This is a genomic window from Pseudomonas sp. LJDD11 (assembly GCF_024584215.1).
Lineage (GTDB): Bacteria > Pseudomonadota > Gammaproteobacteria > Pseudomonadales > Pseudomonadaceae > Aquipseudomonas.
Genome location: NZ_JANJFL010000009.1, coordinates 122362 through 149134 on the forward strand (window position 1 = coordinate 122362; position 26773 = coordinate 149134).

23 protein-coding genes are annotated in these 26773 nt (G+C 60.8%); 12 read left to right on the plus strand and 11 right to left on the minus strand.

Annotation, left to right across the window (positions count from 1 at the left end; genetic code table 11):
* Window positions 1-126: 126 nt before the first annotated feature.
* The 3 genes from NRB16_RS13040 (at window position 127) to NRB16_RS13050 (ending at window position 1905) form a co-directional block, all read left to right on the plus strand.
* Window positions 127-405, plus strand: a complete 279-nt coding sequence (locus tag NRB16_RS13040) for a polyhydroxyalkanoic acid system family protein (protein ID WP_045486468.1) — start codon at window positions 127-129, stop codon at window positions 403-405.
* A gap of 163 nt (window positions 406-568) precedes the next feature.
* A complete protein-coding gene (locus NRB16_RS13045; protein ID WP_253112212.1) occupies window positions 569-1048 on the plus strand; it encodes a phasin family protein in 480 nt (159 codons plus the stop codon).
* Window positions 1049-1059: 11 nt separating this feature from the next.
* Window positions 1060-1905, plus strand: coding sequence for a phasin family protein (locus NRB16_RS13050; protein ID WP_257106285.1), 846 nt, complete (start codon window positions 1060-1062; stop codon window positions 1903-1905).
* Between the two features lie 175 nt (window positions 1906-2080).
* Here NRB16_RS13050 and NRB16_RS13055 read toward each other — a convergent pair whose 3' ends face one another.
* The 10 genes from NRB16_RS13055 to NRB16_RS13100 form a co-directional block, all read right to left on the minus strand.
* Complete coding sequence (locus NRB16_RS13055; RefSeq protein ID WP_045486475.1) at window positions 2081-2695, minus strand: TetR/AcrR family transcriptional regulator; 615 nt, start codon at window positions 2693-2695, stop codon at window positions 2081-2083.
* A 33-nt stretch (window positions 2696-2728) separates the two neighbouring features.
* Window positions 2729-4411, minus strand: a complete 1683-nt coding sequence (gene phaC / locus NRB16_RS13060; protein WP_253140267.1) for a class II poly(R)-hydroxyalkanoic acid synthase — start codon at window positions 4409-4411, stop codon at window positions 2729-2731.
* 220 nt (window positions 4412-4631) lie between these two features.
* The gene (gene phaZ, locus NRB16_RS13065) at window positions 4632-5486 is read right to left on the minus strand and encodes a poly(3-hydroxyalkanoate) depolymerase (protein ID WP_045486479.1); all 855 of its coding nucleotides are present in this window, start codon (window positions 5484-5486) and stop codon (window positions 4632-4634) included.
* 154 nt (window positions 5487-5640) lie between these two features.
* Window positions 5641-7320: a class II poly(R)-hydroxyalkanoic acid synthase gene (gene phaC, locus NRB16_RS13070; RefSeq protein ID WP_045486482.1), complete on the minus strand. Its 1680-nt coding sequence runs from the start codon at window positions 7318-7320 to the stop codon at window positions 5641-5643.
* A gap of 568 nt (window positions 7321-7888) precedes the next feature.
* Window positions 7889-8266, minus strand: a complete 378-nt coding sequence (locus tag NRB16_RS13075; RefSeq protein ID WP_253112225.1) for a gamma-butyrobetaine hydroxylase-like domain-containing protein — start codon at window positions 8264-8266, stop codon at window positions 7889-7891.
* 123 nt (window positions 8267-8389) lie between these two features.
* Window positions 8390-9727, minus strand: coding sequence for an HslU--HslV peptidase ATPase subunit (hslU, locus tag NRB16_RS13080; RefSeq protein ID WP_045486488.1), 1338 nt, complete (start codon window positions 9725-9727; stop codon window positions 8390-8392).
* A gap of 32 nt (window positions 9728-9759) precedes the next feature.
* Window positions 9760-10296, minus strand: coding sequence for an ATP-dependent protease subunit HslV (gene hslV / locus NRB16_RS13085; RefSeq protein ID WP_045486491.1), 537 nt, complete (start codon window positions 10294-10296; stop codon window positions 9760-9762).
* Window positions 10297-10417: 121 nt separating this feature from the next.
* Entirely contained in the window at window positions 10418-11125 is a 708-nt protein-coding gene (locus NRB16_RS13090) for an SPOR domain-containing protein (RefSeq protein ID WP_045486494.1), read from the minus strand.
* 1 nt (window position 11126) lies between these two features.
* Window positions 11127-12863, minus strand: coding sequence for an arginine--tRNA ligase (argS, locus tag NRB16_RS13095; RefSeq protein ID WP_045486497.1), 1737 nt, complete (start codon window positions 12861-12863; stop codon window positions 11127-11129).
* Between the two features lie 120 nt (window positions 12864-12983).
* Window positions 12984-15203: a primosomal protein N' gene (locus NRB16_RS13100; RefSeq protein ID WP_257106286.1), complete on the minus strand. Its 2220-nt coding sequence runs from the start codon at window positions 15201-15203 to the stop codon at window positions 12984-12986.
* Between the two features lie 170 nt (window positions 15204-15373).
* Between NRB16_RS13100 and rpmE the strand changes: the two genes are divergently transcribed.
* The gene (gene rpmE, locus NRB16_RS13105; protein ID WP_045486504.1) at window positions 15374-15595 is read left to right on the plus strand and encodes a 50S ribosomal protein L31; all 222 of its coding nucleotides are present in this window, start codon (window positions 15374-15376) and stop codon (window positions 15593-15595) included.
* A gap of 418 nt (window positions 15596-16013) precedes the next feature.
* A complete protein-coding gene (locus NRB16_RS13110) occupies window positions 16014-17282 on the plus strand; it encodes a malic enzyme-like NAD(P)-binding protein (protein ID WP_045486508.1) in 1269 nt (422 codons plus the stop codon).
* A gap of 106 nt (window positions 17283-17388) precedes the next feature.
* Here NRB16_RS13110 and NRB16_RS13115 read toward each other — a convergent pair whose 3' ends face one another.
* Window positions 17389-19827: a penicillin-binding protein 1A gene (locus NRB16_RS13115; protein ID WP_373568466.1), complete on the minus strand. Its 2439-nt coding sequence runs from the start codon at window positions 19825-19827 to the stop codon at window positions 17389-17391.
* A 209-nt stretch (window positions 19828-20036) separates the two neighbouring features.
* On the opposite strand from NRB16_RS13115, the gene NRB16_RS13120 reads away from it, so the two are divergent.
* The 7 genes from NRB16_RS13120 to aroB all read left to right on the plus strand — a co-directional run bounded on the left by NRB16_RS13120 (window position 20037) and on the right by aroB (window position 26763).
* Window positions 20037-21101, plus strand: coding sequence for a pilus assembly protein PilM (locus NRB16_RS13120; protein ID WP_045486514.1), 1065 nt, complete (start codon window positions 20037-20039; stop codon window positions 21099-21101).
* Window positions 21101-21661: a PilN domain-containing protein gene (locus tag NRB16_RS13125; RefSeq protein ID WP_045486517.1), complete on the plus strand. Its 561-nt coding sequence runs from the start codon at window positions 21101-21103 to the stop codon at window positions 21659-21661. The genes NRB16_RS13120 and NRB16_RS13125 overlap by 1 nt, the downstream gene beginning before the upstream one ends.
* Window positions 21658-22281 (plus strand): type 4a pilus biogenesis protein PilO, encoded by a 624-nt coding sequence (gene pilO, locus NRB16_RS13130; protein ID WP_045486520.1) that lies wholly within the window; start codon window positions 21658-21660, stop codon window positions 22279-22281. The genes NRB16_RS13125 and pilO overlap by 4 nt, the downstream gene beginning before the upstream one ends.
* On the plus strand, window positions 22278-22805 hold the full coding sequence (locus NRB16_RS13135) for a pilus assembly protein PilP (protein ID WP_045486523.1): 528 nt from the start codon (window positions 22278-22280) through the stop codon (window positions 22803-22805). The genes pilO and NRB16_RS13135 overlap by 4 nt, the downstream gene beginning before the upstream one ends.
* A 47-nt stretch (window positions 22806-22852) precedes the next feature.
* Entirely contained in the window at window positions 22853-25018 is a 2166-nt protein-coding gene (gene pilQ, locus NRB16_RS13140; protein ID WP_257106287.1) for a type IV pilus secretin PilQ, read from the plus strand.
* A 4-nt stretch (window positions 25019-25022) separates the two neighbouring features.
* Entirely contained in the window at window positions 25023-25541 is a 519-nt protein-coding gene (gene aroK, locus NRB16_RS13145; RefSeq protein ID WP_045494141.1) for a shikimate kinase AroK, read from the plus strand.
* A 118-nt stretch (window positions 25542-25659) separates the two neighbouring features.
* Complete coding sequence (gene aroB, locus NRB16_RS13150; protein ID WP_253112240.1) at window positions 25660-26763, plus strand: 3-dehydroquinate synthase; 1104 nt, start codon at window positions 25660-25662, stop codon at window positions 26761-26763.
* The last annotated feature ends 10 nt before the right edge of the window (window positions 26764-26773 follow it).

Consider the following 26773-nt stretch of genomic DNA (forward strand, 5'->3'; position numbering starts at 1 on the left):
GTCACCGGAATAGAATGCGCTCCATTCTAATCATCACGACTGACTTTGTCTTGACGGGGCGCATGGCCGACATGCTGCGCTGCTATAGTGGCGCGACAACTGGCCCCGCAAACAAGGAACATTGGTATGTCGAAGATTCTTGTCGAACGCTCCCACGCCCTGGGCCTGGAACAGGCCCGCACCAAGGCCGAGCACCTGGTGCAAAAAATCAGCAGCAAGTACGGCCTGGAGCACAAATGGGATGGCGACAGCGTGGCCCTGCATGGCAAGGGTGCCAAAGGCCGCCTCGACGTCGGTGAAGAACTGGTGCGCATTGTCATCGAGCTGAGCTTTTTCCTGTCGCCGATGAGCGGCGCGATCCAGAGCGAGATCGAGCGCATCCTCGACCGCGAACTCGCCGCTTGAGAACAGCCCGTAGGAGCAGCTTTAGCAGCGAAGGCTTCGCAGCTAAAGCTGCTCCTACCTGCTTGTGGCGGCTTCTAGGGTGTGCTTTCTAATTTTTCTGCCTACCTTGAACCTCATATTTGCGAAGGATGTTCTCTTCAACCATTCGAGCGTGAGGTGAACCATGGTCAAGGCCACTCTGAAAAAGAAAGTCGAAATCGAAACCGAGCAGGACAGCACGCTTGCCGAAGTGCGGCGCTACGCCCGCAAGATCTGGCTGGCGGGCCTGGGGGCCTATACCAAGGCCAACCAGGAAGGCTCCGAGTACGTCAAGGAGCTGATCCGCACCGGTGAGCGTGCCGAAAAGGACGCCAAGAAGGTGGTCGACGAGAAAATCGACGCCGCCAACAGCGAGATCGATTCGCTCAAAGGCGAGGTTTCTGGCGTCAAAGGCCGCGTCGAGGCGCAACTGGACAAGATCGAAAGTGCGTTCGATCGTCGCGTCGCCAGAGGCCTGAATCGTATCGGCATCCCCTCCCGGCATGACGTCGAGACACTGTCTGCTAAGCTCGATGAACTGACGGCATTGCTGGAACGTGTCGGGCCCAAAAAGCTTGAGCGCCATGAGCCTAAACAGCTGGAGCGTATCGAGTCGGATCACTGAAGGAGAGCGGGATGGCTGGCAAGAAAAAAACCGAGAAACAAAGCAGCTCCTGGATCGGCGAGATCGAGAAGTACTCACGCCAGATCTGGCTGGCTGGTTTGGGGGCTTACTCCAAGGTCAGCAATGACGGCAGTAAGCTTTTCGAAACATTGGTCAAAGATGGCGAGAAGGCCGAGCAAGAGAGCAAGGTCGACGCCGACAAGAAGCTTGAAGAGGTTAAAAGCGGGGTCAGGGCCGGAAAATCCCGTGTCGGGGATGTGAAGGACCTGGCGCTGGGCAAGTGGAGTGAACTGGAGGGTGCATTCGACAAGCGCCTCAACAGTGCCATTTCACGCCTGGGCGTACCGAGCCGGTTGGAGGTGCAGACCTTGCACGACAAGGTCGATCAGCTGACCCGCCAGATTGAGCAACTGACCGGTGACAAGGTCAAGGCGATCTCTGCCGCCAAGCCTGCCCCGCGTAGCACGGCCAAGCCATTGGTCAAGGCGGCGGCCAGCACTGTAGCCAAGGCGGCAGACAAGGTCGCCAGCAAGGCCACTGCCGCTAAACCCGCGGTGAAAAAGGCCGCGGCCAAGCCGGTCGAGGCGGCCAGCAAAGCCGCTTCGAGCACCGCCAGCAAAGCCAGGTCGGTTGCCGAGTCAGCGGATAAGCCGGCTGACAAGAAACCGTCAGCTGCCAAGCCTGCGGCAGCCAAGAAGCCTGCGGCAGCGAAAAAACCGGCCGCACGCAAGCCGGCAGCCAAGGCCGCTGACAAACCTGCCGCGCAACCAGAGAGCGGCTCCGGTGGCGCAGCAGCGCCTCAGGCTTCGGGGGCTGCGGCGTCCAGCGCCCCGGCACCGGCCAATCCGTCTTCCTGACGATCACGGCCTTGTGCTGATCAGTTAAGGCTGGCGAGATTTGTGGGAGCGAGCTTGCTCGCTCCCACAGGGTAGCGGCAAGGCAGTGAAACCTATCTGCCTTGCTTGTCCTGCCTTGACGGTGCGGCATTACGGCCATGGCCCGATTTGCCGTGACAGATCGGGCATGCCTGGCTCAGCGCTCCAGATAATGCAGTGCCAGTTGTTCGACGCTTTGTCGTGATACCGGTACCAGGTGCGGCGCGACCAGCATCATGATCTGGTAGACCACGACCCGGACTTCGCCGTCGCGTCCGAGAATGCGTTGGTAATCCAGTGAAAACAGCAGGGTCAGGGTGATCTGCTCCACCAGGTTACCCAGTGCCTGGGTTTCGCTGACCAACTGCCCCTCTGACTTTAGACGGGCCAGCAACGATGCCAGGGTGCGTTTGAGTGCGTTGAGCAGATGGCGGATACCACGCCCCAGCTTGGGCAGCCGGCCTGCCAGGTTGGACAGGTCCTGGAACAGAAAACGGTAATGCGCCAGACGCTCAACGATCAGGTGCAGAAACAGCCAGTAGTCTTCGGCGCCCAGCCTTGCCTCGGCGGGCGGATCGAGCAGCGGGGCAAGTTCGCCCTGGAATCGCTCGAACAGGCCAAGCACCAGCGGCTCCTTGCCATGAAAGTGGTAATACAGATTGCCAGGGCTGATCCCCAGCTCATTGGCGATTTCCAGCGTCGAGACATTGGGTTCGCCTTGTTGGTTGAACAGCTCCAGAGCACATTCGAGGATTCGGTCGCGGGTTTTCATCCGGTCTTCTTGAAGGTTTGGGCGAGGTAGTGTTCAGCGCACACGGACGTAGGTTCCCGGTGCAGCTTCCATCGGCGGGTAGTTCTCGTTGCCCAGCGTCATACGGGTTTCACGCTGGGTGCCTGCGCGTTCCTGGATCCAGGCCAGCCAGGTCGGCCACCAACTGCCATCCTGCTGTCTGGCGTCGTAATACCAGGCACGCGGGTCGCTGGTGAGTTCGCCACTTTCGACGAAGCTGGATTTCGGATTGCCCGGCGGGTTGAGAATGCTCTGCACATGACCGCTGCTGGACAGTACGAAGCGCCGCTCGCCGCCGAGCAGCAGGGTCGAGCGATAGACCGAGTCCCAAGGCGTGATGTGATCGTTGATGCCTGCCACGCTGAAGCTGTCTACCGTGACCTTCTGCAGGTCGATGGGCGTGCCGCAGACCTCCAGCCCGCCGGGATGATTGAGCGGATTGTGTTTGAAAAAATCCAGCAGGTCGCCGTGCAGGGCGGCGGGCAGTCGGGTGGTGTCGTTGTTCCAGTAGAGGATGTCGAACGGTGGCGGAGCCTTGCCCAACAGGTAGTTATTGATCCAGTAATGCCAGATCAGGTCATTGGGGCGCATCCAGGCGAACACCCGGTTGATCTCGCTGCCCTCAAGCACGCCGCGCTGATAAGAGCGCCGCTTGGCCGCTTCGAGGGTTTCTTCGTCGATAAACAGGGTGGCCGGGCTTTCGATCTGGCTGTCGAGCAGGCTGACCATATAAGTGGCGCTGGCGACCCGCCGCATCTGGCGCTTGGCCTGCAAATGACCCTGTAGCGCGGCGATGGTCAGACCACCGGCGCAGGCACCGACCAGATTGACCTCACGGGCACCGGTGATGGCGCGGCAGACATTCATCGCCTGTTCGGCGGCCTCGACATAGCTGGACAGCCCCCATTCACGATGGCGCACATCAGGATTGCGCCAACTGATGACGAAGGTTTGCAGGCCGTTCTTGAGGGCGTACTGCACAAAGCTGTTGGTCGGGCTCAGGTCGAAGACATAGAACTTGTTGATTTGCGGCGGCACGATGAGCAGCGGCCGGGTGTATTGCTTTTCGCTCATCGGCTTGTACTGGATCAGCTCCAGCAGCTCATTACGATAGACCACCGAGCCTGCCGTGGTGGCCAGGGTGCGGCCGATTTCGAAGGCGTCCTTGGTGGTCTGGCTGGGCAGGCCGTTGTTGTGCAGCAGGTCGTTGGCCATATGGCTCAGGCCCTTGACCAGGCTGTTGCCACCGGAGTTGAACAGCTCTTTGATCGCCAACGGGTTGAGCAGCGTATTGGACGGCGACAGCGCGTCGTTGATCAGGCTGAACATGAAATGCGCCCTGGCGCGGTCGTCGCCGGTCAGGTCGCTTTCGTCGATCCAGTGTCTGACCTGATGCTGCCAGCTCAGGTAAGCCTGCAAGCCGCGCCGGTACAGCGGGTTGAGGCTCCAGGTCGGATCAGCGAAGCGGCTGTCACGCGGGTTGAGCTGGTGCGGCGTTTCACCCAGCAAGACCCGGCCGAGCTGATTGCCCAGCGCCAGGGCATGCCGGGCGGTGCGAAATGGGTGGCGCCAGCCTTGGGCGGCGACACTGCGCAGGGTGGACATCAGGTCCCGACCGCGCATGCCCATGATCGCGCTTTGTGCGTTGATGAAGGTCGCCGGGGTGGTCTCGGCGCTCTTCGCTGGTTTTTCTCGCATGAGGGCAACACTCCTTCGTCAAGCCATCAATGAATGTCAGGGCGCAGGCAGGGCTGCGCCGTTCTGCGCGGTTCGACGGTCCTGTCAGGTCGCGCGGGTACAACGGATCAGCAATGAGGGCAGTTCTAAAACCAACTGCTGGCCGGCGCCTGCTGCGCTGACGGCCTTGCTTGCGTTTTCAGGGCCGCCCTTGATCGTGCAGGGCGTCTGCAGGCCAGGTTCAATGCGCATTGGGTGTGGGATGCGGGTGCATGACCGCACGCTGACGTTCCTGCTGCAGAAAACTCATGATGATGGGCGCTACGGCTTCGGCCCGGGTGATCAGGAACAAATGACCGTCATCAATTATGTGTAGCTGGGCATTGGGTATCCGCCAGGCCAACAGGCGCATATTTATCAGTGGGATCAGCGGGTCATCATCGCCAGCGAGCACCAGGGTCGGCTGACGGATCTTGTGCAGCCAATGGATGCTGGTCCAGCCCATGCCGGCGAACAGTTGCCAGTAGTAACCCAACTTGCCTGACGAACGGACCTTGGCTGCATGATTGGCCGCCAGATGCGGGTCACGGCGAAACGCGCCGCCGTAGATTTCCGGGGCAATGCGGATCACGTGGGATGGCTGGATGTAGCGGCGTGGGCTGGCCATCAGCATCAGCACCCGCGGCTTGCCTGGCACCATCGCCATGCCGGCTGCTGTGGCTGCCAGCACCAGCTTTTTGCAGCGTTCGGGGTAGTCGTGGGCAAACTGCTGGGCCAGCGCGCCGCCCCAGGACACGCCGATGACGTTGACCTGGCCGTAATCAAGGTAGTCGAGCATGCGCGCCGCCAGCTTCGCCAAGCCTGGAAAGCGGTACGGGCGGTTGGGCGTCGAAGAGCCGCCGACCCCCGGCACATCGAAGGCAATCACCTCCATGTCCGGGTCCAGCGCTTCGACAAACGGAAACACCAGTTCCAGGTTGGCCCCGATGCCATTGAAGATCAGCAGCGGAGCCATATGGCTCTTGCCGGATCTGACGGCCGTCCGGATGGTGTGGCCGTCCAGGTCGATGGAGCGAAATACAAACGGTTGCGGCATGCCGGAGCCCTGTTGGTTAATACATCTGGAAAGATGTCCTGCGCCTTTCCCAGACCGACCGAGGCGTGGCCTCTGGCGTGCGACTGATCATTTATTGCGCAATGGCAGCTACCGGCCAGGATCCCTGGTTCCGGTAGTCTTGCCTTTACCAAGTCTAGCGCTCGTGAACATAAGTGCCCGGTGAGGCTTCTGCGGCCGGATAAGCCTTGTTGCCCAGGCTGGCGGGTGACTTTTTCAGCTCGCCGGAGCGCTCGGTCAACCAGCTCTGCCAGTGCAGCCACCACGAATCGGTGTGCTTGGTGCCGTTTTCCTGCCAGGCGATCGGGTCGAGCGGCAGTTCTTCGTTGGTCATGTAGCGGGCCTTGGGGTTGCCCGGCGGGTTGAGAATGCTCTGGATATGGCCGCTGCTCGACAGCACGAACTCGGTCTTGCCGCCAAACAGCCGCGCCGAGCGGTAGCACGCCTGCCATGGGGTGATGTGGTCGTTGGTGCCTGCCAGGCAGAAGATGTCGTTGGTCACCTGCTTGAGGTCGATTGCCGTGCCGCACACTTCCAGTGCATTGGGGCGGGTGAACGGGTTGTTCTTGAACATCTCGATCAGGTCGCCATGGAACGCCGCAGGCAGCCGCGTGGTGTCGTTGTTCCAGAACAGGATGTCGAAGGCCGGTGGCTCGTTGCCCAGCAGGTAGTTGTTGACCCAGTAGTTCCAGATCAGGTCATTGGGGCGCATCCAGGCGAAGACCTTGGCCATGTCGCGGCCTTCCAGTACCCCGGACTGATACGAGTGGCGCTTGGCCGCTTCCAGGGTCTGCTCGTCGACGAACAGCGCCACTTCGTTCTCCAGGGTGGTGTCGAGCACGCTGACCATCAAGGTCATGGCGTTGATCTTGCGCTCGTTCAGCGCTGCATAGTGGCCCAGCAGCGCGGTGCAGGTGATGCCGCCCGAGCAGGCGCCAAGCACGTTGACGTCCGGGCTGCCGGTGATTGCCGAGACCACGTCGATGGCTTCTTTGAGCGCTTCGATATAGGTCGAAAGCCCCCACTCGCGCTGGGCCTTGGTCGGGTTGCGCCAGCTGATGATGAAGGTCTGCACCTTGCTGCCCAGGCAGAAGCGCGCCAGGCTTTTTTCCGGGCTCAGGTCGAAGACGTAGAACTTGTTGATCTGTGGCGGGATTACCAGCAGCGGGCGTTCATGGGTCTGCTCGGTGGCCGGCTTGTACTGGATCAGTTCCAGCACGTCATTGCGAAATACCACTGCGCCTTCGCTGGTGCCCAGGTTCTTGCCGACCTCAAAGGCGTCCATGTTGACCTGGCTGGGCATGCCGCCGTTATGCACCATGTCCTTGGCCAGATGCGACAGGCCATCAAGCAGGCTCTTGCCGCCGGTTTCGAAGAAACGCTTGACCGCTGCCGGGTTGGCCGCCGTATTGGTCGGCGCCATGGCTTCGGTCATCAGGTTGATGACGAAATGCCCGCGGCTGATGTCCTGCGGGGTCAGGCTGCTGCCGTCGAGCCAATCATGCAGCTCTTTGCGCCAGGCCAGATACACCTGCAAATAGCGGCGATACAGCGGGTTCTGACTCCAGGCCGGGTCCTGAAACCGACGATCGTCAGCGGCCGGTTGCAGGCCCGAGCGGCCAATGACGACGTTTTTAAGCTCCAGCCCCAGATGTGCGACATGTTTGAGGCTGTGGATCGGTTGCCTGAGCGCCAGGCGCATGACCATGCGCGCGGTGGTCAGTAAGTCCTTGCGGCGCAAGCCCACAACCGGGTTCAGGCCCAGTGTGTGTTCAGAAGCCTGGCGCGGCAGGTCATCGTTGTTCTTGCTACTCATCTACGACGCTCCGTTGTCCTGAGGCGAGTACCGGTTTTCCTTTGAGCAGTGGCTCTGGAAGAGTCGGTACTACTGCTCGTGTGACCGATGATGGCTGTTCGGGCACCGCTAAAAACGACCTGCGTTGTCATCGCTGCGTTAAAAACAGGCTAAGCATGCTCATTTACAACCCGTAAAGTCGTGCGCTTTGCCTGTTTTTACCTTGCGCTGACTGCCTCGCCTACGTTTTTAGAGGCGCCCTGGTATGCCGATTCCCGATGGGCATGCCGAATGACAGGCAGGGCGTCTGAACTGCGGCGCTGCGTGTCACTACGTCCTGGCTCCCCATTGGGCGCCTCTAAAAACTGCCCGCGTTTTTAGAAGCACCCATTTCCCGCTGCGTCGAAACGATGCAGTGAATGTGCCGTAATCATTGGTTACGCGAGATTGCACATAGTCGCAAGCAGCACCATGTATAGGCCGCTGCGCGGCACATTCAAGCAAAACAGATTAGAAACCGCTTACTAAAACGGCAAACGGTGCAGGGAGCATAGACGCTGATTGTGAAATTGCGCGGTCAGCGAAGCGATCAGAGCATCAGACGCACGACTTGTTCGTGCGGGTCGCGGCTTTTGCCGGCTTTTTTCAGCTCTTGCAGGTAGTCATCCCACAGCGCGTTCTGGCGCTGGCCCAGCTCGAAGAGATAATCCCAGGTGAACAGGCCGCTGTCGTGGCCATCGTCGAAGGTCAGCTTGAGGGCGTACTGGCCGGCCGGCTCGACCTTGGTCAGGCCCACGCCGAGTTTGCCGAACTGCAGGATCGGCTTGCCGTGCCCCTGAACCTCGGCAGAAGGGGAGTGCACACGCAGAAACTCGGCAGGCAGATCGTACTGCTCGCCGGACGCGTATTTGAGCGTCAGGGTTTTCGACGCCTTGTGCAATTGAATGGCAGTGGGGATTTTGTTCATGGCGTCAGCTTAAGCGTGGCCGGCGGCAAGCCACAAGCGTAGGAGCGGCTTCAGCCGCGAAAAATTCGCGGTTGAAGCTTTCGCGGTTGAATGCTTCGCAGCTAAAGCTGCTCCTACAGGCTTTTACAGGATGTAGCGCGACAGGTCTTCGTCGTTGGCCAGTTCGCCCAGGTGGCTGTTGACGTAGTCGGCGTTGATCTCGATCGGCTCGGCATCCGGGCTGCTGGCCAGGTCGCCGGCGCTGAACGACAGTTCTTCGAGCAGGCGTTCGAGCAGGGTGTGCAGGCGGCGCGCACCGATGTTCTCGGTCTTCTCGTTGACCTGCCAGGCGATTTCCGCCAGGCGCTTGATGCCGTCTGGCTTGAATTCGATGTTCAGGCCTTCGGTCTTGAGCAGTTCGCGATACTGTTCGGTCAGCGAGGCGTGCGGTTCGCTGAGGATACGTTCGAAGTCTTGAGGCGACAGCGCCTTGAGTTCGACACGAATCGGCAGACGGCCTTGCAGCTCGGGCACCAGGTCGCTTGGCTTGCTCAGGTGGAACGCGCCGGAGGCGATGAACAGGATATGGTCGGTTTTGACCATGCCCAGCTTGGTGTTAACCGTGCAGCCTTCGATCAATGGCAGCAGGTCGCGCTGCACGCCTTCACGAGACACGTCGGCGCCGCCGACATTGCCGCGTTTGGCAACCTTGTCGATCTCGTCGATGAACACGATGCCGTGTTGCTCGACGGCTTCAAGGGCCTTGGCCTTGAGTTCGTCGTCGTTGACCAGACGGCCGGCTTCTTCTTCGCGGACCATCTTCAGCGCTTCTTTGACCTTGAGCTTGCGGGTCTTGCGGCGGCCCTTGCCCATGTTGGCAAACAGGCTCTGCAATTGATTGGTCATCTCTTCCATGCCTGGCGGGGCAGAGATGTCCACACCCACCGACTCGCTGACCTCGATCTCGATTTCCTTGTCGTCCAGCTGGCCTTCACGCAGGCGCTTGCGGAACAACTGGCGGGTATTGGAATCGCTGGTCGAGACCGGCTCTTCGTTGAAACCGCTACGTGCCGGTGGCAGCAAGGCATCAAGGATGCGGTCTTCGGCAGCGTCTTCAGCACGATGCCGAACCTTGATGATCTCCTGCTCGCGCAGCAGCTTCATCGCGGCATCGGCCAGGTCGCGGATGATCGACTCGACGTCACGGCCGACGTAGCCGACTTCCGTGAACTTGGTAGCTTCGACCTTGATGAACGGTGCATTGGCCAGCTTGGCCAGGCGACGGGCGATTTCGGTCTTGCCGACGCCGGTCGGGCCGATCATCAGAATGTTCTTGGGGGTGACTTCGACACGCAGTTCTTCAGGCAATTGCATGCGCCGCCAACGGTTGCGCAGGGCAATGGCGACGGCGCGCTTGGCGTCATCCTGGCCAATGATGTGGCGGTTCAGTTCGTGGACAATTTCGCGGGGAGTCATGGACATGGTGGTAATGGTCCTCAAGCGCAGGCAGGCCGTCAGGCTTGCTCGGCGAGGTCCTGCTCCTCAATGGTGATGTTGTGGTTGGTGAATACGCAAATATCGCCAGCGATGTGCAATGCGGTTTCAGCGATCTCGCGGGCCGGCAGCTCGGTTTTCTGCAGCAGCGCACGGGCAGCGGCCTGGGCGAAGGCGCCACCGGAACCCATGGCGATCAGGCCATCTTCGGGTTCGACCACGTCACCGTTGCCGGTGATGATCAGCGAGGCATCTTTGTTGGCGACGGCCAGCATCGCTTCCAGGCGGCTGAGCGAGCGATCGGTACGCCAGTCCTTGGCCAGTTCTACGGCAGCACGGATCAGGTGGCCCTGATGCTTTTCGAGCTGGGCTTCAAAACGCTCGAACAGGGTAAAGGCGTCGGCGGTGGCACCGGCGAAACCGGCGATGACCTGGCCGTGGTACAGGCGGCGCACCTTCTTGGCGTTGCCTTTCATCACGGTGTTGCCCAAGGAAACCTGGCCGTCACCGGCCATGACGACTTTGCCGTGGCGGCGGACTGAAACGATGGTGGTCAAGGGGAGAGTCTCCACGCAGCGGGGCGAAAATGCCCTGATGGAAACTGATATGGGGATGGCGAAGCCTATTTCAACCTGTCAATGCGCGTAGGACCGGCATTTGCAGTTATTAGCTGCCGGTTCAGCGGCTCTGGCGCTGTTGTAACAGCAGGTTGCTGAAGCCGCCGCCAGCCAGTTGCTTCTGGGCGGTGGTCAACTGGTCGCGGTTGCTGAACGGGCCGACCAGTACGCGGTACCAGGTTTCTTCCTTGACCGTACCGGACTCTACGGTCGCGGTCTGGCCCAGCAGGATGATCTGCGCACGGACTTTCTCGGCATCGGCCTGCTTGCGGAACGAGCCAGCCTGCAGGAAGAAGCGGGTGACCGGTGCCGGTTTGGTTTCGGTGGTCGCCACCGGTGGCGCGGGTGGCGGCGTCAGGCCGCTCAGGGCCGCCTGGGCGCGGGCGGTGTCGATCTTCGCGGCCTGCTCCGGGGTGACCGGCGCGACTGGCGTGACCGCAGGCGCGGGCGGGGTTTTCTCCGGCACCGCCTCTTTGGGCACGATGACTTCCGACTCGGGCAGCAGAGTATAGAAGTCGTACTTGGGCTTGACCGCTGCCGGGCTCGGCGGGGTCTTGTTGGCCTCGGCGATCTTGGCTGCCGCCTTGGCCTCGGCTTTTTCGCGTTTGACCTCACTGCCACCGGGCTCAAGCTTCATCAGAAAGACAATGAAGGCGCCGACCGTCAGGCCGACAGCCAACCATACCCATCCTGGGATCGGCTTCTTCGCGGGGGCCTCGTAACGGCTGGCTCCCCGCTTGGGAGCTGCTTTCTTCTTCGCAACGGCCAACTTACATGCGCTCCAGAGTTTCCAGGCCCAGCAGTTCCAGGCCTTGCTTGAGAGTGCGTCCGGTCAGGGCGGCCAGGCGCAGGCGGCTTTGTTGTTGTTCCGGGGTTTGTGCACCCAGGATCGGGCAGTTTTCATAGAAGCTTGAGAACAGGCCCGCGAGGTCATAAACATAGGCGCAAAGCACATGCGGGGTGCCTTTTTCTGCGACGTTGTTCAGTACTTCGCCGAACTGCGCCAGGCGCGCGGCCAGTTCCTGCTCCTGTTCGGCCTCCAGGACGATCTGCCCCTGGCTGGCATCGAACGGCGCGCCGAGCTTGCGGAACACCCCGGCGATACGGGTGTAGGCGTACAGCAGGTACGGTGCAGTGTTGCCCTCGAAGCTGATCATCAGATCGAAGTTGAAGCTGTAGTCGCTGGTGCGGTGCTTGGACAGGTCGGCGTACTTCACCGAGCTGATGCCCACGGCCTTGGCGATGCTGCGCAGTTCGGCCTCGTCCAGTTCCGGGTTCTTTTCCTTGACCAGGGCATAGGCGCGCACTTCGGCTTCGTCGAGCAGGTCGATCAGTTTTACCGTGCCACCATCGCGGGTTTTGAACGGCCGGCCGTCGGCGCCATTCATGGTGCCGAAGCCCATGTGTTCCAGTTGCATGCCCGGATGGGTGAAGCCGGCGCGGCGCGCCACTTCAAAGACTTGCTGGAAGTGCAGGGCCTGGCGCTGGTCGACGAAATACAGCACGCGGTCGGCCTGCAAGACCTTGCTGCGGTAGCGCATGGCTGCCAGGTCGGTGGTGGCGTACAGGTAACCGCCACCGGCTTTCTGCACGATCACCGGCAGTGGCGTGTCGTCAGCGGTGCGGAATTCTTCGAGGAACACACACTGCGCGCCTTCACTTTCGACCAGCAGGCCGGCGCTTTTCAGGTCGCTGACCACATTGGCCAGGTCGTCGTTGTAGGCGCTTTCACCTTTGACGTCGGCCGGGGTGAGGTTGACGTTCAGGCGGTCGTAGGTCTTCTGGCAGTGCGACAGCGAGATGTCGTTGAAACGTTGCCACAGCGCCAGGCAGTCGGCGTCGCCGGCCTGCAGCTTGACCACCAGCGAGCGGGCGCGGTCGGCGAACTCTTCAGACTCGTCGAAGCGCTGCTTGGCGGCGCGGTAAAAGTTTTCCAGGTCCGACAGTTCGTCGCTGGTGGTGGGCTTTTCCTGCAGGTAGGCCAGCAACATGCCGAACTGGGTGCCCCAGTCGCCGACGTGGTTCTGGCGAATCACGGTGTCGCCCAGGTAGCCCAGTACATTGGCTACTGCATCGCCGATGATGGTCGAGCGCAGGTGGCCGACGTGCATCTCTTTGGCGAGGTTAGGGGCGGACATGTCGACCACCACACGTTGCGCTGCACCCGCCTTGCGCACCGACAACCGTTCGTCGGAGAGTGCGGCGTCGAGGCGGCTGGCCAGCGCCTGAGTGTTCTGGAAGAAGTTCAAAAAGCCGGGGCCGGCGATCTCGACCTTGCTGATCTGCTCGTCGGCAGGCAGGGCGGCAATCAGTTTTTCGGCCAGCTCACGCGGTTTCATGCCGGCCGGCTTGGCGAGCATCATGGCAATGTTGCTGGCAAAGTCGCCGTGGGTCTTGTCCCGGGCGTTTTCAACCTGGATCGCCGGCGTCAGCCCTTGTGGCAAGACGCCCTCGGTTTCGAGTCGGGTCAGGGCTTGTTGGATCAGCTGGCGAATGGTGTCTTTCATGAGGTTCTCTTCAACAACCGCAAGCGCGGTAGCGCCTGGATGCGCGGGTGGAAAAACTGCACATTATCCGTGGCCGGGGCGGGCTTGCCAACCTTGACGCATGCCCGTGTCGGTTTCGTTTCAATACAGGTCGACCGGGTCAACGTCCAACGACCAGCGCACCTGGCGGCCACTGGGCATCTGTTCGAGGATCAGCAGCCAGCTACTGAGCAGTCGATGCAACGGTGCGCGGGCATTGGCCTGGACCAACAGTTGTGCCCGATAGCGTCCGGCGCGGCGTTCCATCGGAGCCGGAACCGGGCCAAGAAGTTCGATGCCGCCGGGATCGATTTGCTCCAGCAGTTGCTCGGCCTCGGCGCAGGCTTGATCCAGAAACAGCTCGGCCTGTCCGGGTTTGTGGGCTTCGGCGCGCAGCAGTGCCAGGTGCGAGAAGGGCGGCAGACCAGCGCTGCGGCGCTCGCTCAGGGCCTGTTCGGCAAAGGCGAAGTAGCCTTGTTCGGTCAATTGGACGAGTAGCGGATGGTCGGCCAGATGGGTCTGGATAATCACCTTGCCTGGCTCTTCGGCACGCCCTGCGCGCCCGGCCACCTGGACGATCAATTGCGCCATGCGCTCGCTGGCGCGGAAATCGCCGGAGAACAGCCCGCCATCGGCATCCAGGATCGCCACCAGCGTGACCCGTGGAAAGTGATGTCCCTTGGCAAGCATCTGGGTGCCGACCAGGATGCACGGCTGACCGCGCTGGATGGTGGCAAACAGCTGGTTCATCGCGTCTTTGCGCGAGGTGCTGTCGCGGTCGACCCGTAACACCGGGTAATCGGGGAACAGAATCGCCAGGCGTTCCTCGGCGCGTTCGGTGCCGGCGCCGATGGGGCGCAGATCGACCTTGCCGCACGACGGGCACTGGCGCGGTACCCGTTCGGTGTACCCACAGTGATGGCAGCGCAGTTCGCCAGAGCGCTGGTGGACGGTCATGCGCGCATCGCAGCGCGGGCAACCTGACAGCCAGCCGCAGTCATGGCACAGCAGGGTCGGGGCAAAGCCGCGGCGGTTGAGGAACACCAGCACTTGCTGACCTGCGCTCAAGGTCTGGCCGATGGCCTGTTGCATCGGCCCGGAAATACCGCTGTCCAGTGGCCGGCTCTTGACGTCCAGGCGCAGGAAGCGGGGCTGTTTGGCCCCTCCGGCGCGCTGGTTGAGGCGCAGCAGGCCATAGCGACCGGTGTAGGCGTTGTGCAGGCTTTCCAGTGACGGTGTGGCCGAGCCGAGCACGATGGGGATGTTTTCCTGGCGGGCGCGGACGATGGCCAGGTCGCGGGCGTGGTAGCGCAAGCCTTCCTGCTGTTTATAGGAACCGTCGTGTTCTTCATCGATGATGATCAGCCCCGGATTTTTCATCGGCGTGAACAGCGCCGAGCGGGTGCCGATAATGATGTCGGCGTCACCATCGCGGGCCGCCAGCCAGTGGTCGAGGCGCTCACGGTCATTGACCGCCGAATGCAGCAATGCGATGCGGGCATTGAAGCGTTGCTCGAAGCGCGCCAGGGTCTGGGGGCCGAGGTTGATCTCCGGGATCAGTACCAGCGCCTGCTTGCCAGCCATCAGGGTCTGGTGGATCAGTTGTAGATACACCTCGGTCTTGCCGCTGCCGGTGACGCCTGCCAGCAGGCAGGCATGAAAACTGCCAAAGCCAGCCTGAATCGCTTCGCAGGCGGCACGCTGTTCGTCGTTGAGGGGCAGTTCGGGCTGGGCCAGCCAGTGTTCGTGACGCGGCGCAGGCGCCTGGCTGCGTACCTGGACCTCGACCAGCCCTTTGGCCAGCAGCAGGTTGAGGCTGTTCTTGTTCAGCATCAGCTTGTCGAGTAACTGATGAGCCACGCCATGCGGGTGCTGCGCCAGGGTGGCCAGGGCTTTACGTTGTGCCGGGGCGTTGCTGATGCGTGGATCCTGTGGGTCGGCACCGGCCGTCACCTGCCAGAACCGTTCCTGACGGCTCTCGGCCGGTTCGCCCTGGCGCAGCAGCACCGGCAGCGCCCAGCTCAGGGTGTCGCCCAGGCTGTGCTGATAATACTGCGCGGTCCACAGGCACAGCTTGAACAGCGCCGGCGGCAATGGTGAATGGCTGTCGAGCAGGGCAATGGCCGGTTTGAGCTTGTCGGCGGGCACTTCGCTGTGATCGCTGATTTCTACCAATACACCGATCATTTCCCGGCGCCCGAACGGTACGCGCAGGCGCATGCCCGGTTGCAGTGCGTTGCGCGGCGTACCGGCCGGGGCGCGGTAGTCGAACAGGCGGCGCAGCGGCGAAGGCAGGGCAAGGCGCAGGATGACGTCGGGCACGCGAGCAGTTCCGTATGGCAATCGGGGGCGGATGGGCGATGGTAACAGACGACAGTCGGCTTTAAGGTTCGTTTGCGTAATGGCAATTGTCTGGTAATATTTGCCGCCTATTTTGCGTGCGGTATCCGACAATAGTGTCGGGTGGCGGCCCGCCATTCGAGGAAGTCCCCATGAAAGCCGATATCCATCCAGTTTACGAAGCGATCGACGCCACCTGCAGCTGCGGTAACGTCATCAAGACCCGTTCCACCCTGGCCAAGCCTCTGAGCCTGGACGTGTGCAACGAGTGCCACCCGTTCTACACCGGCAAGCAGAAGACTCTGGACATTGGTGGTCGTGTTGACCGCTTCAAGTCCCGCTTCGGTGCTTTCGGCGCTGCCAAAGCACAGTAATCGCGGTTCCCGGACGGCCCTTCGGGCCGGTCCTGGCAACTCGAAAAGGCGCCCCTTGCGGGCGCCTTTTTCATGTCTGTCGTTTGCTCGATCGGGTATTCAGGCGCTGCGTCACTTCGACGCAGTCCGGTTCGGACAGGGCAAATGCAACTCTGGCAAACGGCTGTGCCAGAGTGGTCTAGAGTCATGGCAAGCGTGTTGGCGGGTGACAATCCAGCCCCCGCAGAGGCTTGAAACACCGAATTGATAGCAGGATTCGGTCAGATTTTGCATTAGTGCGACATTATCTATTCCAGAAATGCAATCCCGACATTCGCCCTCTTGACAGCAGTGACTGACCAGTCTTGTGAGGATTATGCATCTTGCGTATCCTCGACGGTTCGTCTGTCCCACCGTAATAAAGCGGAAATCCTATAACATGTCCGATCTGAAAACCGCTGCGCTTGAATATCACGCCAATCCCCGTCCGGGAAAACTGAGCGTGGAACTGACCAAGCCAACTGCAACTGCCCGTGACCTGTCGCTGGCTTACAGCCCTGGCGTTGCCGAACCTGTACGTGAAATTGCCCGTGATCCTGAACTGGCTTACAAGTACACCGGCAAGGGTAACCTGGTAGCAGTCATTTCCGACGGCACCGCCATTCTGGGCCTGGGCGATCTGGGGCCGCTGGCTTCCAAGCCGGTCATGGAAGGCAAAGGGGTTCTGTTCAAGCGTTTCGCTGGCATCGACGTGTTCGATATCGAAGTCGATTCTGAAAGCCCGCAAGCCTTCATCGATACCGTAAAGCGCATCTCCATCACATTCGGCGGCATCAACCTGGAAGACATCAAGGCACCTGAGTGCTTCGAGATCGAAAAGGCCCTGATCGAACAGTGCGACATCCCGGTATTCCACGACGACCAGCACGGTACTGCCATCGTGACGGCAGCCGGCATGATCAACGCGCTGGAAATCGTCGGCAAGAGCCTCGACACCGCCAAGATCGTCTGCCTGGGTGCCGGTGCTGCGGCCATCTCCTGCATGAAGTTGCTGGTGAGCATGGGCGCCAAGATTGAAAACATCTTCATGATCGACCGCTCCGGCGTCGTTCATTCCGGCCGTACCGACTTGAACCAGTACAAGGCAGCCTTTGCCCACGCAACCGAAAAGCGCACTCTGAGTGACGCTCTTGACGGTGCTGACGTGTTTGTTGGCCTGTCTGGTCCGAACCTGCTGAGCGCTGAAGACCTCAAACGCATGGCCCGTGACCCGATCGTGTTCGCCTGCTCAAACCCGGACCCGGAAATCAAGCCGGAGCTGGCTCACGAAACCCGTAGCGACGTGATCATGGCCACCGGCCGCTCGGACTACCCGAACCAGGTCAACAACGTCCTGGGCTTCCCGTTCATTTTCCGTGGTGCCCTGGACGTACGCGCCAAGCGCATCAACGAAGAAATGAAAATCGCCGCAGCCAAGGCACTGAGCGAACTGGCCAAACTGCCGGTGCCTCAGGAAGTCAGCGATGCCTACGGCGGCGTGAAGCTGGAATACGGTCGTGAGTACATCATTCCCAAGCCGCTGGATGTGCGCCTGCTGAGTGTGATTTCCGACGCGGTGGCAAAAGCGGCCATCGAAAGCGGTGTAGCGACCCTGCCGTATCCGAAGCACTACCCGCTGACCAGCGTTGACGACGTGTTCAACGGCTGACAGCAACCCCCATAAAAAACCCGGCCTGATGGCCGGTTTTTTTATGGGCGTAGGAGCGGCTTTAGCCGCGAAGGCTTCCCGGCTAAAGCCGGTCCTACGAGGTCGATCAGAAGAGGTCTATGGGTGCCGCCTCATCCGCCGGCAGCGGGCTGCCCGGTACGCTGCCGCCCAGTTCGTTGACGCTCGGGGGCGTGTCTTCACTCTTGAACAGCTCGAAGAACGCATTGGGCGTGCTTGGTGTGGCGGCGCGGCCGCTGATCGGGTCGACCCGCAGGCTGAGGATGCCATCGGGCTCGGCTTGCTGGTGCGGCGGTTTGTCTTTGAGGGCAGCACTCATGTAGTCCATCCAGATCGGCAGCGAGACGGTCCCGCCAAACTCATGCCGGCCCAGGCTTTCCGGCTGGTCGAAGCCGGTCCAGACGGTGGTCACGTAGTCGGCGTTGTAGCCGGAGAACCAGGCGTCCTTTGACTCGTTGGTGGTGCCGGTTTTGCCGGCGATGTCCGGGCGGTTCATCGACAGTGCCCGACGTGCGGTGCCGCGTTTGATGACGTCCTGCAGGATGCTGTTGAGGATGTAGGTGGTCCGGCTGTCGACCACCCGCTCGGCGACCACCGGGGCCGGATTGTCAGTGGCCGATGCAGGGGTCAGGGTTTCGATCGGCGGCGTGTCGTGTACGGCGAAGGTCGAGGTGTCCGGTGCGGTCTTGACCTCGGTGGCCGGTACGGTCGCCGGGTTGGCGGCGAACAGAACCTGGCCGTCGCGGTTTTCGATGGTCTGGATCAGGTACGGGCTGACCTTGTAGCCGCCGTTGGCGAACACGCCCCAGCCTGTAGCGATCTCCATCGGCGTCAGGGTTGCGGTGCCCAGCGACAGCGAGAGGTTGGGCGGCAGGTCCTGCTTGGCGAAACCGAAACGGGTGATGTAGTCGATGGTCGGCTGCACGCCCAGTTGTTGCAGCAGGCGGATCGAGACCAGGTTGCGCGACTTGTACAGTGCTTCACGCAGGCGGATCGGGCCAAGGAAGGTGCCGTTGTCGTTCTTCGGGCGCCAGACCTTGTCGACAGCTTCATCGACGAACACGATCGGCGCGTCGTTGACCAGGCTGGAAGCGGTATAGCCATTGTCCAGCGCTGCGCTATAGATGAACGGTTTGAAGCTCGAACCCGGCTGCCGTTTGGCCTGCATGGCGCGGTTGTAGTTGCTTTGCTCGAACGAGAAGCCGCCTACCAAGGCACGGATCGCACCGTTGCGCGGGTCCAGCGATACCAGGGCGCTCTGTGCAGCCGGGATCTGGGTGAACTTGAGCGTGCCGTCTTGCTGGCGCAGGACCCGGATCAGGTCGCCCACCTGGGCCACGTCAGCCGCCTGGCGAGGGTTGGCGCCCATGCTGTTGGTGTTCAGGTAGGGGCGGGCCCATTTCATGCTGGCCCAATCGACGTGTTCTTCTTTCTCGCCGTTGCGGGTCAACACGCGCAGGCCGGTCTTGTCGACCTGGGTGACGATGGCGGGCTCAAGCCCGTTGACCGGACGCTGTTTCTCCAGTTCCTGGACCCATGCCGCGCGAGTCAGGCCAGGGAAGCGGCTTTCCGGGCCACGATAGCCGTGACGCTGGTCATACTCGATCAGGCCCTGGCGCACAGCATTGTTGGCGTGTTCCTGCAGATCGCTGGGCACCGTAGTGGTAACGCGGAAGCCTTCGGTATAGGCCTCGCTGCCATAACGGCCGACCATTTCGGCGCGGGCCATTTCTGCAATATAAGGGGCGTACACTTCCGGCGTCGGAACGTGATAGCTGGCGTTCATCGGCTCGCTCAGTGCGGCCTGATAGGCGCTTTGCGAGATTTTGCCGAGGTGGTACATGCGCCCCAGAATCCAGTCGCGGCGCTCTTTGGCGCGGGCCGGGTTGGCCAGTGGATTGAAGCGTGAAGGTGCCTTGGGCAGACCTGCGATGGTTGCCATTTGCGCCAGGCTGACGTCGCGGATCGATTTGCCGTAATAGACCTGTGCAGCCGCTTCAATACCGTAGGCGCGGTTGCCCAGGTAGATCTTGTTCACGTACAGCTCAAGGATCTCGTCCTTGGTCAGCTGGCGTTCGATTTGCAGGGCAAGCAGGATTTCAGTGGTTTTGCGCGAAAAACTGCGCTCACTGGTCAGGAAGAAGTTCTTCGCGACCTGCATGGTGATGGTGCTGCCGCCCGACTGGATATGGCCGCTCTTGACCAGCTCACTGGCTGCACGTGCCAGGCTGGAAGGGTCCACGCCGTAGTGGTTGGCGAAGTTGTCATCTTCGGCCGCCAGCAGGGCATTGATGAAGTTCGGTGGAATGTCCGCGAAACGCACTGGGGCGCGGCGCATTTCGCCGAATTCGGAGATCAGCTTGCCATCGCTGCTGTAGACCCGTAACGGGATCTGCAACTGGATGCTGCGCAGGGCTTCAACCGAGGGCAGGTTCGGGCTCAGGTAGAGAAAGGCTCCGCTCAGGCCCAGCAACAGTGAGCAGAACACTGCAACGAGGGACCACCAGAAAAACTTCAGCAGGCGTATCAAGGCTTTTGGATTTCCAGAAAAGAAGATGAGAGGGGCGCGGGCATCAACAAATCAATACAGTCGCAAGCGTTTGGTGAACAAAAAGCGCCCGGCATTATAAGCATTTTTCGTCTCCGGGCGTGATTTGCGCTAATGTCATGCCTGTCTATGGCGCTGTCGTGCCCAAAACGTTCCGTAAGTGACGGAAAACGCATAGGAATCAGGTCGTGTTCGAACTCTTCAGCAAGAAGGCCCACACCCTTCTAGGGATCGATATTAGCTCCACTGCGGTAAAACTCCTCGAACTGAGTCGTTCCGGCAGCCGTTACAAAGTCGAGTCCTATGCGGTCGAACCATTGCCGGCCAATGCTGTGGTTGAAAAGAACATTGCCGAGCTCGAAGGCGTCGGAAGCGCGTTGGGGCGCGTCGTGGTCAAGGCCCGTACCAACGTCAAGAATGCGGCGGTGGCGGTGGCGGGTTCTGCCGTGATCACCAAGGTGGTCGAGATGGATGCCGGGTTGTCGGATGATGACATGGAGAACCAGCTCAAGCTCGAAGCCGACCAGTACATCCCCTACCCGCTGGAAGAGGTCGCCATCGATTTCGAGGTGCAGGGGTATTCGGTGCGCAACCCCGAGCGCGTCGAGGTCTTGCTGGCCGCGTGTCGCAAGGAGAACGTCGAGGTCCGCGAAGCCGCCCTGGCGCTGGCCGGCCTGACCGCCCGGGTCGTCGACGTCGAGGCTTATGCGCTGGAGCGCTCGTTCAGCCTGTTGTCGGCCCAACTGGGCAAAGGCCATGAAATGCTCACCGTTGCGGTCGTCGATATCGGCGCGACCATGACCACGCTGAGTGTGCTCCACCAGGGACGCATCATCTACACCCGTGAGCAGTTGTTCGGTGGCAAGCAACTGACCGAGGAAATCCAGCGCCGTTATGGTCTGTCGATGGGCGAGGCAGGGCTGGCCAAGAAGCAGGGCGGGCTGCCGGATGACTACGGCAGCGAGGTGCTGGAGCCCTTCAAGGACGCCATGGTGCAGCAGGTTTCGCGCTCTTTGCAGTTCTTCTTTGCGGCCGGCCAGCACAACTCGGTGGACTACATCATGCTGGCCGGCGGTTCGGCTTCGATTGCCGGTCTTGAGCACCTGATTCAGAAGCGCCTCGGCGTGCCGACCATGGTCGCCAACCCGTTTGCCGATATGGCGCTGAGTTCCAAGGTCAATGCCGGGGCCCTGGCCAGCGATGCTCCAGCGTTGATGCTTGCCTGTGGTCTGGCCATGAGGAGTTTTGACTGATGGCACGGATCAACCTTCTTCCTTGGCGCGAGCAACAGCGCGAGGAGCGCAAGAAGCGTTTTGTCACCGCGCTGGTGGGGGCGTTGGTGGTCGCGGTGGCAATCGTGTTGTTCATCGACCAAGGCCTGAGCCACGCCATTGATCAGCAGGACGCACGCAACACCTTCCTGCAGGGTGAGCTGGCCCAGCTCGACGTGCGCATCAAGGAAATCAGCGAATTGAAAGCGCGCCGCAAGCAGTTGCTCGAACGGATGAAGATCATTCAGGACCTGCAAGGCAACCGGCCGGTGATTGGTCGCGTCTTCGATCAGTTGGTGCGGACCTTGCCTGACGATGTGTATTTTTCCGACGTCAAAATGACCGGCAACCTGATTGCCATCAACGGCGTTGCGCAATCGAACAACCGCGTTTCCGATCTGATGCGTAATCTTGATGCTTCTGACTGGTTCGAAAGCCCCGTACTTATCGAGGTCAAGGCCAACGCTACGGACCAGACCAATGTCTTCCAGTTGACGGTGCGCCAGACCCAGCCCGCCGAGGCAGAAGGAGCCACGCCGTGAATTTCTCCGAATGGATGGACGGCCTGCGCAAGATCGACCTCAACGACCTGGACATGAGCAATCTGGGGTCGTGGCCGGCGGCCGTGAAAGTGGCAGCCTGTGGGCTGCTAATGATGCTGGTGCTGGCGCTGGGCTATTTCTTTTATATTCAGGATCTGGAAAACCGCCTCGAAGGCGCGCGCACCAACGAAGGCGTACTCAGGGAGCAATACACTGCCAAGGCCTTCCAGGCGGCAAACCTGGAGCCTTACAAGAAGCAGATGGTCGAGATGGAAAATACCTTTGGTGCACTGCTGCGGCAGTTGCCCAGTGATACCGAGGTGCCGGGGCTGCTTGAAGACATCACCCGCACCGGGTTGGGGAGCGGCCTGGAGTTCGAAGAGATCAAGCTGTTGCCTGAGGCGGCCCAACAGTTTTATATCGAACTACCGATCCAGATTACGGTGGTGGGCGGGTATCACGACCTGGCCACCTTTGTCAGCGGCGTGGCGAGTCTGCCGCGGATCGTCACCCTGCATGACTTCGAGATCAAGCCGGTCGACCCCAAGAGCAACAGCAAATTGCGTATGAATATCCTCGCCAAGACGTATCGTTACAACGATGAAGGGCTGAAAAAATGAAGGCGGCGCGTCTGTGGTGCGTCAGCCTGGCGGTGTTGGGGCTGGCAGGTTGTGGCGGTAGCGATGATCACTCTGACCTGACCGTGTTCGTCGAGGATGCCAGGGCGCGGCCGACCGGCACCATCGAGGCACTGCCCAAATTCAGGCCCTATGAAGCCTTTACCTATAACGCTTCAAGCTTGCGCAGCCCCTTTCAGCCGCCAGTCAAAATTGATGCGCTGAACCGCCAGCGCGGCTCGCGCCTGGTCAAACCGGACGAGACGCGGGTCAAGCAGTTTCTTGAAGGCTTCAATATCGAGACCTTTGAAATGGTCGGAACGATAGGTAATGAATCGGGTACATTCGCGCTGTTGAGCGGGGCCGGCGGTGTGCATCGGGTCAAAGTGGGTGACTATCTGGGGCGTAGCAATGGCCGTATTGTGTCGGTCAGTGACGCGCAGGTCGAAGTCGTTGAAATCGTTCCTGACGGGGAAGGGGGCTGGCTGGAAAGGCCGCGCAGTATCCCTCTCAAAGAGCGCTCATGAAGTGGGCAAGGCCAAGCATGCATAACACCGCACAACGGAAATTGAACATGACCAGGATTCTCTCGATTATCGGCGTGTCGCTATGGATTGCGATGGTCGCTCCGATAGTCCAGGCTGCCACGCTCAAGACGCTCGATGTCGCCACGCTGCCCGGAGACCGTATCGAACTGAAACTGGCGTTCGACGCTCCGGTGGCTGCGCCTCGCGGTTACACCACCGAGCAGCCGGCGCGCATTGCACTCGACCTGCCCGGGGTCAACACCCAGCTGACCAACCGCAGCCGCGACCTGGGGACCGGTAATGCCCGTAGCGTTGTCGTGGTGCAGGCCAACGACCGTACCCGAATCATCATCAACCTGACCACCCTGTCGCCCTACAGCACCCGGGTTGAGGGCAATAACCTGTTCGTTGTCATCGGTCAGGGCGCCACCGCGGCGCAAGCCTCCCAGCCGGGCACGGCGCAACCTGCAGCACGCGGCGCTACGCCCGCTGCGAGTGGCGCCGCCAGGCCTGCCGCAGTCGCCTCGGGGGTGGCCATCGCGCCAGGGGCCAGGGCCGTACGCAATCTGGATTTTCAGCGTGGTGAGCTGGGTGAGGGCAATGTTCTCATCGACCTGAGCAGCGCTGGCATCGCTCCGGATATTCAGGAGCGCAACGGTAAAATCTTTGTCGACTTCGCCAAGACCCAGCTCCCTGACCCTTTGCGTGTACGGCTGGATGTCAAGGATTTCGCCACCCCTGTGCAGTTCGTCACGGCAACCACCTCGGGTGACAAGACCAGTATCAGCATCGAGCCGTCCGGGGCCTATGACTATTCCGCCTATCAGACCGAAAACCGCCTGACCATCAGCGTCCGCCCTCTGACCAATCAGGATCTGGAGCGCCGTGCGGCGGACAAACCTGTGTATACCGGCGAGAAGCTGTCACTCAACTTCCAGGACATTGATGTGCGGTCGGTGCTGCAATTGATTGCCGACTTCACCAACCTCAACCTGGTCGCCAGCGACACCGTACAGGGCGGCATTACCCTGCGTCTGCAGAATGTGCCCTGGGACCAGGCGCTGGATCTGGTGCTCAAGACCAAGGGCCTGGACAAGCGCAAGATCGGTAATGTGTTGCTGGTGGCGCCGGCCGACGAGATCGCCGCCCGTGAGCGCCAGGAACTGGAGTCGCAAAAGCAGATCGCCGAGCTGGCACCGCTGCGTCGTGAGCTGTTGCAGGTCAACTACGCCAAGGCTGCGGATATTGCCAAGCTGTTTCAGTCAGTGACCAGTGCCGAGGCTCAGGTCGAGGAACGTGGCTCGATCACCGTCGATGAGCGCACCAACAACATCATTGCCTATCAGACCCAGGAGCGTCTTGATGAGCTGCGGCGCATCGTTGCCCAACTGGACATTCCAGTGCGTCAGGTGATGATCGAAGCGCGCATCGTCGAGGCCAACGTCGATTACGACAAGGCGCTGGGCGTTCGCTGGGGCGGCAGCCGGACCAGTGGCAGTGGCAAGTGGATCGGCTACGGTCTGGATGACAACCTCACCTCCGCCAGCACCTCGGGAGGCAGTAACGCCACTACCGATGTGGGTTCATCGGGTACGAGTACGGCTGCTTCGAACCGCAACATCCCGTTCGTCGATCTCGGCGCGCCGGATGCCACGGCGGGCTTCGGCATCGGCTTCATGACCAGCAACACCTTGATCGACCTCGAACTCAGTGCCATGGAAAAGAGCGGTAACGGCGAGATCGTCTCCCAGCCCAAGGTTGTCACCTCTGACAAGGAAACCGCCAAGATCCTCAAAGGCACCGAGATTCCTTACCAGGAGTCCAGCTCCAGTGGCGCGACCACGGTGAGCTTCAAGGAGGCTTCGCTGTCACTGGAGGTCACCCCGCAGATCACCCCGGACAACCGCATCATCATGGAGGTCAAGGTCACCAAGGACGAGCCGGATTACCTCAATGCCGTGCTGGGTGTGCCGCCGATCAGGAAAAACGAGGTCAACGCCAAGGTGCTGATTTCCGATGGCGAGACTATTGTTATTGGCGGCGTGTTTTCCAACACTCAAAGTAAAGTTGTAGAAAAAGTGCCATTCCTTGGCGATGTGCCGTATGTTGGCCGCCTTTTCCGGCGTGACGTGGTGTCTGATTCAAAATCCGAGCTTCTGGTATTTCTGACACCACGCATCATGAACAACCAGGCGATTGCTGTGGGTCGTTGATTCTGTGCGAAATCTAATACTTGTAGGGCCGATGGGGGCAGGCAAAAGCACCATCGGTCGTTTGCTGGCCAAAGAACTGCGACTTCCGTTCAAGGATTCGGACAAGGAAATCGAGCTGCGTACCGGTGCCAACATCCCGTGGATCTTTGATCGGGAGGGCGAGGCCGGCTTTCGTGAGCGTGAGCAGGCGGTGATTGGTGAACTCTGTGCTGCCGATGGGCTGGTACTGGCAACCGGCGGCGGGGCGGTGATGCGCGAAGCAAACCGCAAGGCACTGCATGCCGGCGGCCGCGTGGTCTATCTGCATGCTTCGGTCGAACAGCAGGTCAGTCGTACGGCCCGTGACCGCAATCGTCCGCTGTTGCGCACTGCCAATCCGGCTCAGGTGCTGGCTGATCTGCTGGCCCTGCGTGATCCGCTGTACCGGGAGATTGCCGATGTGGTGATCGAAACCGACGAGCGGCCGCCGCGAATGGTGGTGCTGGAGATCCTGGGCCGTCTGGCCGAGCTCGCTCCCCGTTAAAGCGCGGCCGAAAATGCGCTATTCTCGGCGACCATTAAAACGAAAGCAGCAGGCGGCAGGCGCCGCCTTTTGCTCTGGTGCGCGAAAAGCGCCCAATCGCTAATCAATGTGGGGAAACATGCAGACTCTGACGGTCGATCTTGGTGAGCGTAGCTACCCGATTCATATTGGCGAAGGTCTGCTGGACCAGCCTGAGCTTCTGACACCGCATATCGTTGGTCGTCAGGTGGCTATCGTGACCAACACCACGGTTGCGCCGCTGTATCTGGAGCGTCTGACCAAGACTCTGGCCGGCTATACGGTTCTGCCGGTGGTGCTGCCTGACGGTGAGGCCTTCAAGAACTGGGAAACCCTGCAACTGATCTTCGACGGCCTGCTTGGCGCCCGGCATGATCGCCGTACCACCGTCATCGCCCTGGGCGGTGGTGTGATCGGTGACATGGCGGGTTTTGCCGCAGCCTGCTATCAGCGTGGGGTGAACTTCATTCAGATCCCCACCACCCTGTTGTCCCAGGTCGACTCTTCGGTCGGTGGCAAGACCGGCATCAATCACCCGTTGGGCAAGAACATGATCGGTGCGTTCTACCAGCCATCGGTGGTGCTGATCGATACCCGCTCGCTGAACACCCTGCCCGAGCGCGAACTGTCAGCGGGCCTGGCCGAAGTCATCAAGTATGGCCTGATCTGCGACGAACCGTTCCTGAGCTGGCTGGAAGACAATATCGATGCGTTGCGCGGCCTGGACCAGGTGGCGCTGACAGCGGCCATCGAGCGTTCATGTGCGGCCAAGGCGCGGGTGGTAGGTGCCGATGAGCGTGAGTCGGGAATTCGCGCGACCCTGAACCTGGGTCACACCTTTGGCCACGCCATCGAAACCGAGATGGGGTATGGTGTGTGGCTGCATGGCGAGGCGGTTTCGGCTGGCACCGTCATGGCTCTGGAAATGTCCGCGCGGCTGGGCTGGATCACCACTCAGGAGCGCGATCGTGGTATTGCTCTGCTGTTGCGCGCCGGATTGCCGGTTGTGCCGCCGCAGGAAATGACTGAGGCGCAATTCATGGCGCACATGGCGGTCGACAAGAAAGTGATCGATGGCCGCATGCGCCTGGTATTGCTGCGACAGCTGGGTGAGGCGGTGGTCACTGACGACTACCCGCAAGACGTACTCAAGGCCACTCTGGTGACGGATTACCGCGCCCTGGTGGATCAGCTTAGAGGTTAATGGAAAGACC

Coding starts and splice junctions, on each gene's coding strand:
- NRB16_RS13045 (WP_253112212.1), top strand. CDS start 569: ATGGTCAAGGCCACTCTGAAAAAGAAAGTCGAAATCGAAACCGAGCAG.
- NRB16_RS13135 (WP_045486523.1), top strand. CDS start 22,278: ATGAAGGCGGCGCGTCTGTGGTGCGTCAGCCTGGCGGTGTTGGGGCTG.
- argS (WP_045486497.1), bottom strand. CDS start 12,863: ATGAAAGACACCATTCGCCAGCTGATCCAACAAGCCCTGACCCGACTC.
- phaC (WP_253140267.1), bottom strand. CDS start 4,411: ATGCGAGAAAAACCAGCGAAGAGCGCCGAGACCACCCCGGCGACCTTC.
- NRB16_RS13055 (WP_045486475.1), bottom strand. CDS start 2,695: ATGAAAACCCGCGACCGAATCCTCGAATGTGCTCTGGAGCTGTTCAAC.
- rpmE (WP_045486504.1), top strand. CDS start 15,374: ATGAAAGCCGATATCCATCCAGTTTACGAAGCGATCGACGCCACCTGC.
- phaZ (WP_045486479.1), bottom strand. CDS start 5,486: ATGCCGCAACCGTTTGTATTTCGCTCCATCGACCTGGACGGCCACACC.
- NRB16_RS13110 (WP_045486508.1), top strand. CDS start 16,014: ATGTCCGATCTGAAAACCGCTGCGCTTGAATATCACGCCAATCCCCGT.
- NRB16_RS13040 (WP_045486468.1), top strand. CDS start 127: ATGTCGAAGATTCTTGTCGAACGCTCCCACGCCCTGGGCCTGGAACAG.
- phaC (WP_045486482.1), bottom strand. CDS start 7,320: ATGAGTAGCAAGAACAACGATGACCTGCCGCGCCAGGCTTCTGAACAC.
- pilQ (WP_257106287.1), top strand. CDS start 22,853: ATGACCAGGATTCTCTCGATTATCGGCGTGTCGCTATGGATTGCGATG.
- NRB16_RS13075 (WP_253112225.1), bottom strand. CDS start 8,266: ATGAACAAAATCCCCACTGCCATTCAATTGCACAAGGCGTCGAAAACC.
- aroB (WP_253112240.1), top strand. CDS start 25,660: ATGCAGACTCTGACGGTCGATCTTGGTGAGCGTAGCTACCCGATTCAT.
- hslU (WP_045486488.1), bottom strand. CDS start 9,727: ATGTCCATGACTCCCCGCGAAATTGTCCACGAACTGAACCGCCACATC.
- NRB16_RS13125 (WP_045486517.1), top strand. CDS start 21,101: ATGGCACGGATCAACCTTCTTCCTTGGCGCGAGCAACAGCGCGAGGAG.
- NRB16_RS13050 (WP_257106285.1), top strand. CDS start 1,060: ATGGCTGGCAAGAAAAAAACCGAGAAACAAAGCAGCTCCTGGATCGGC.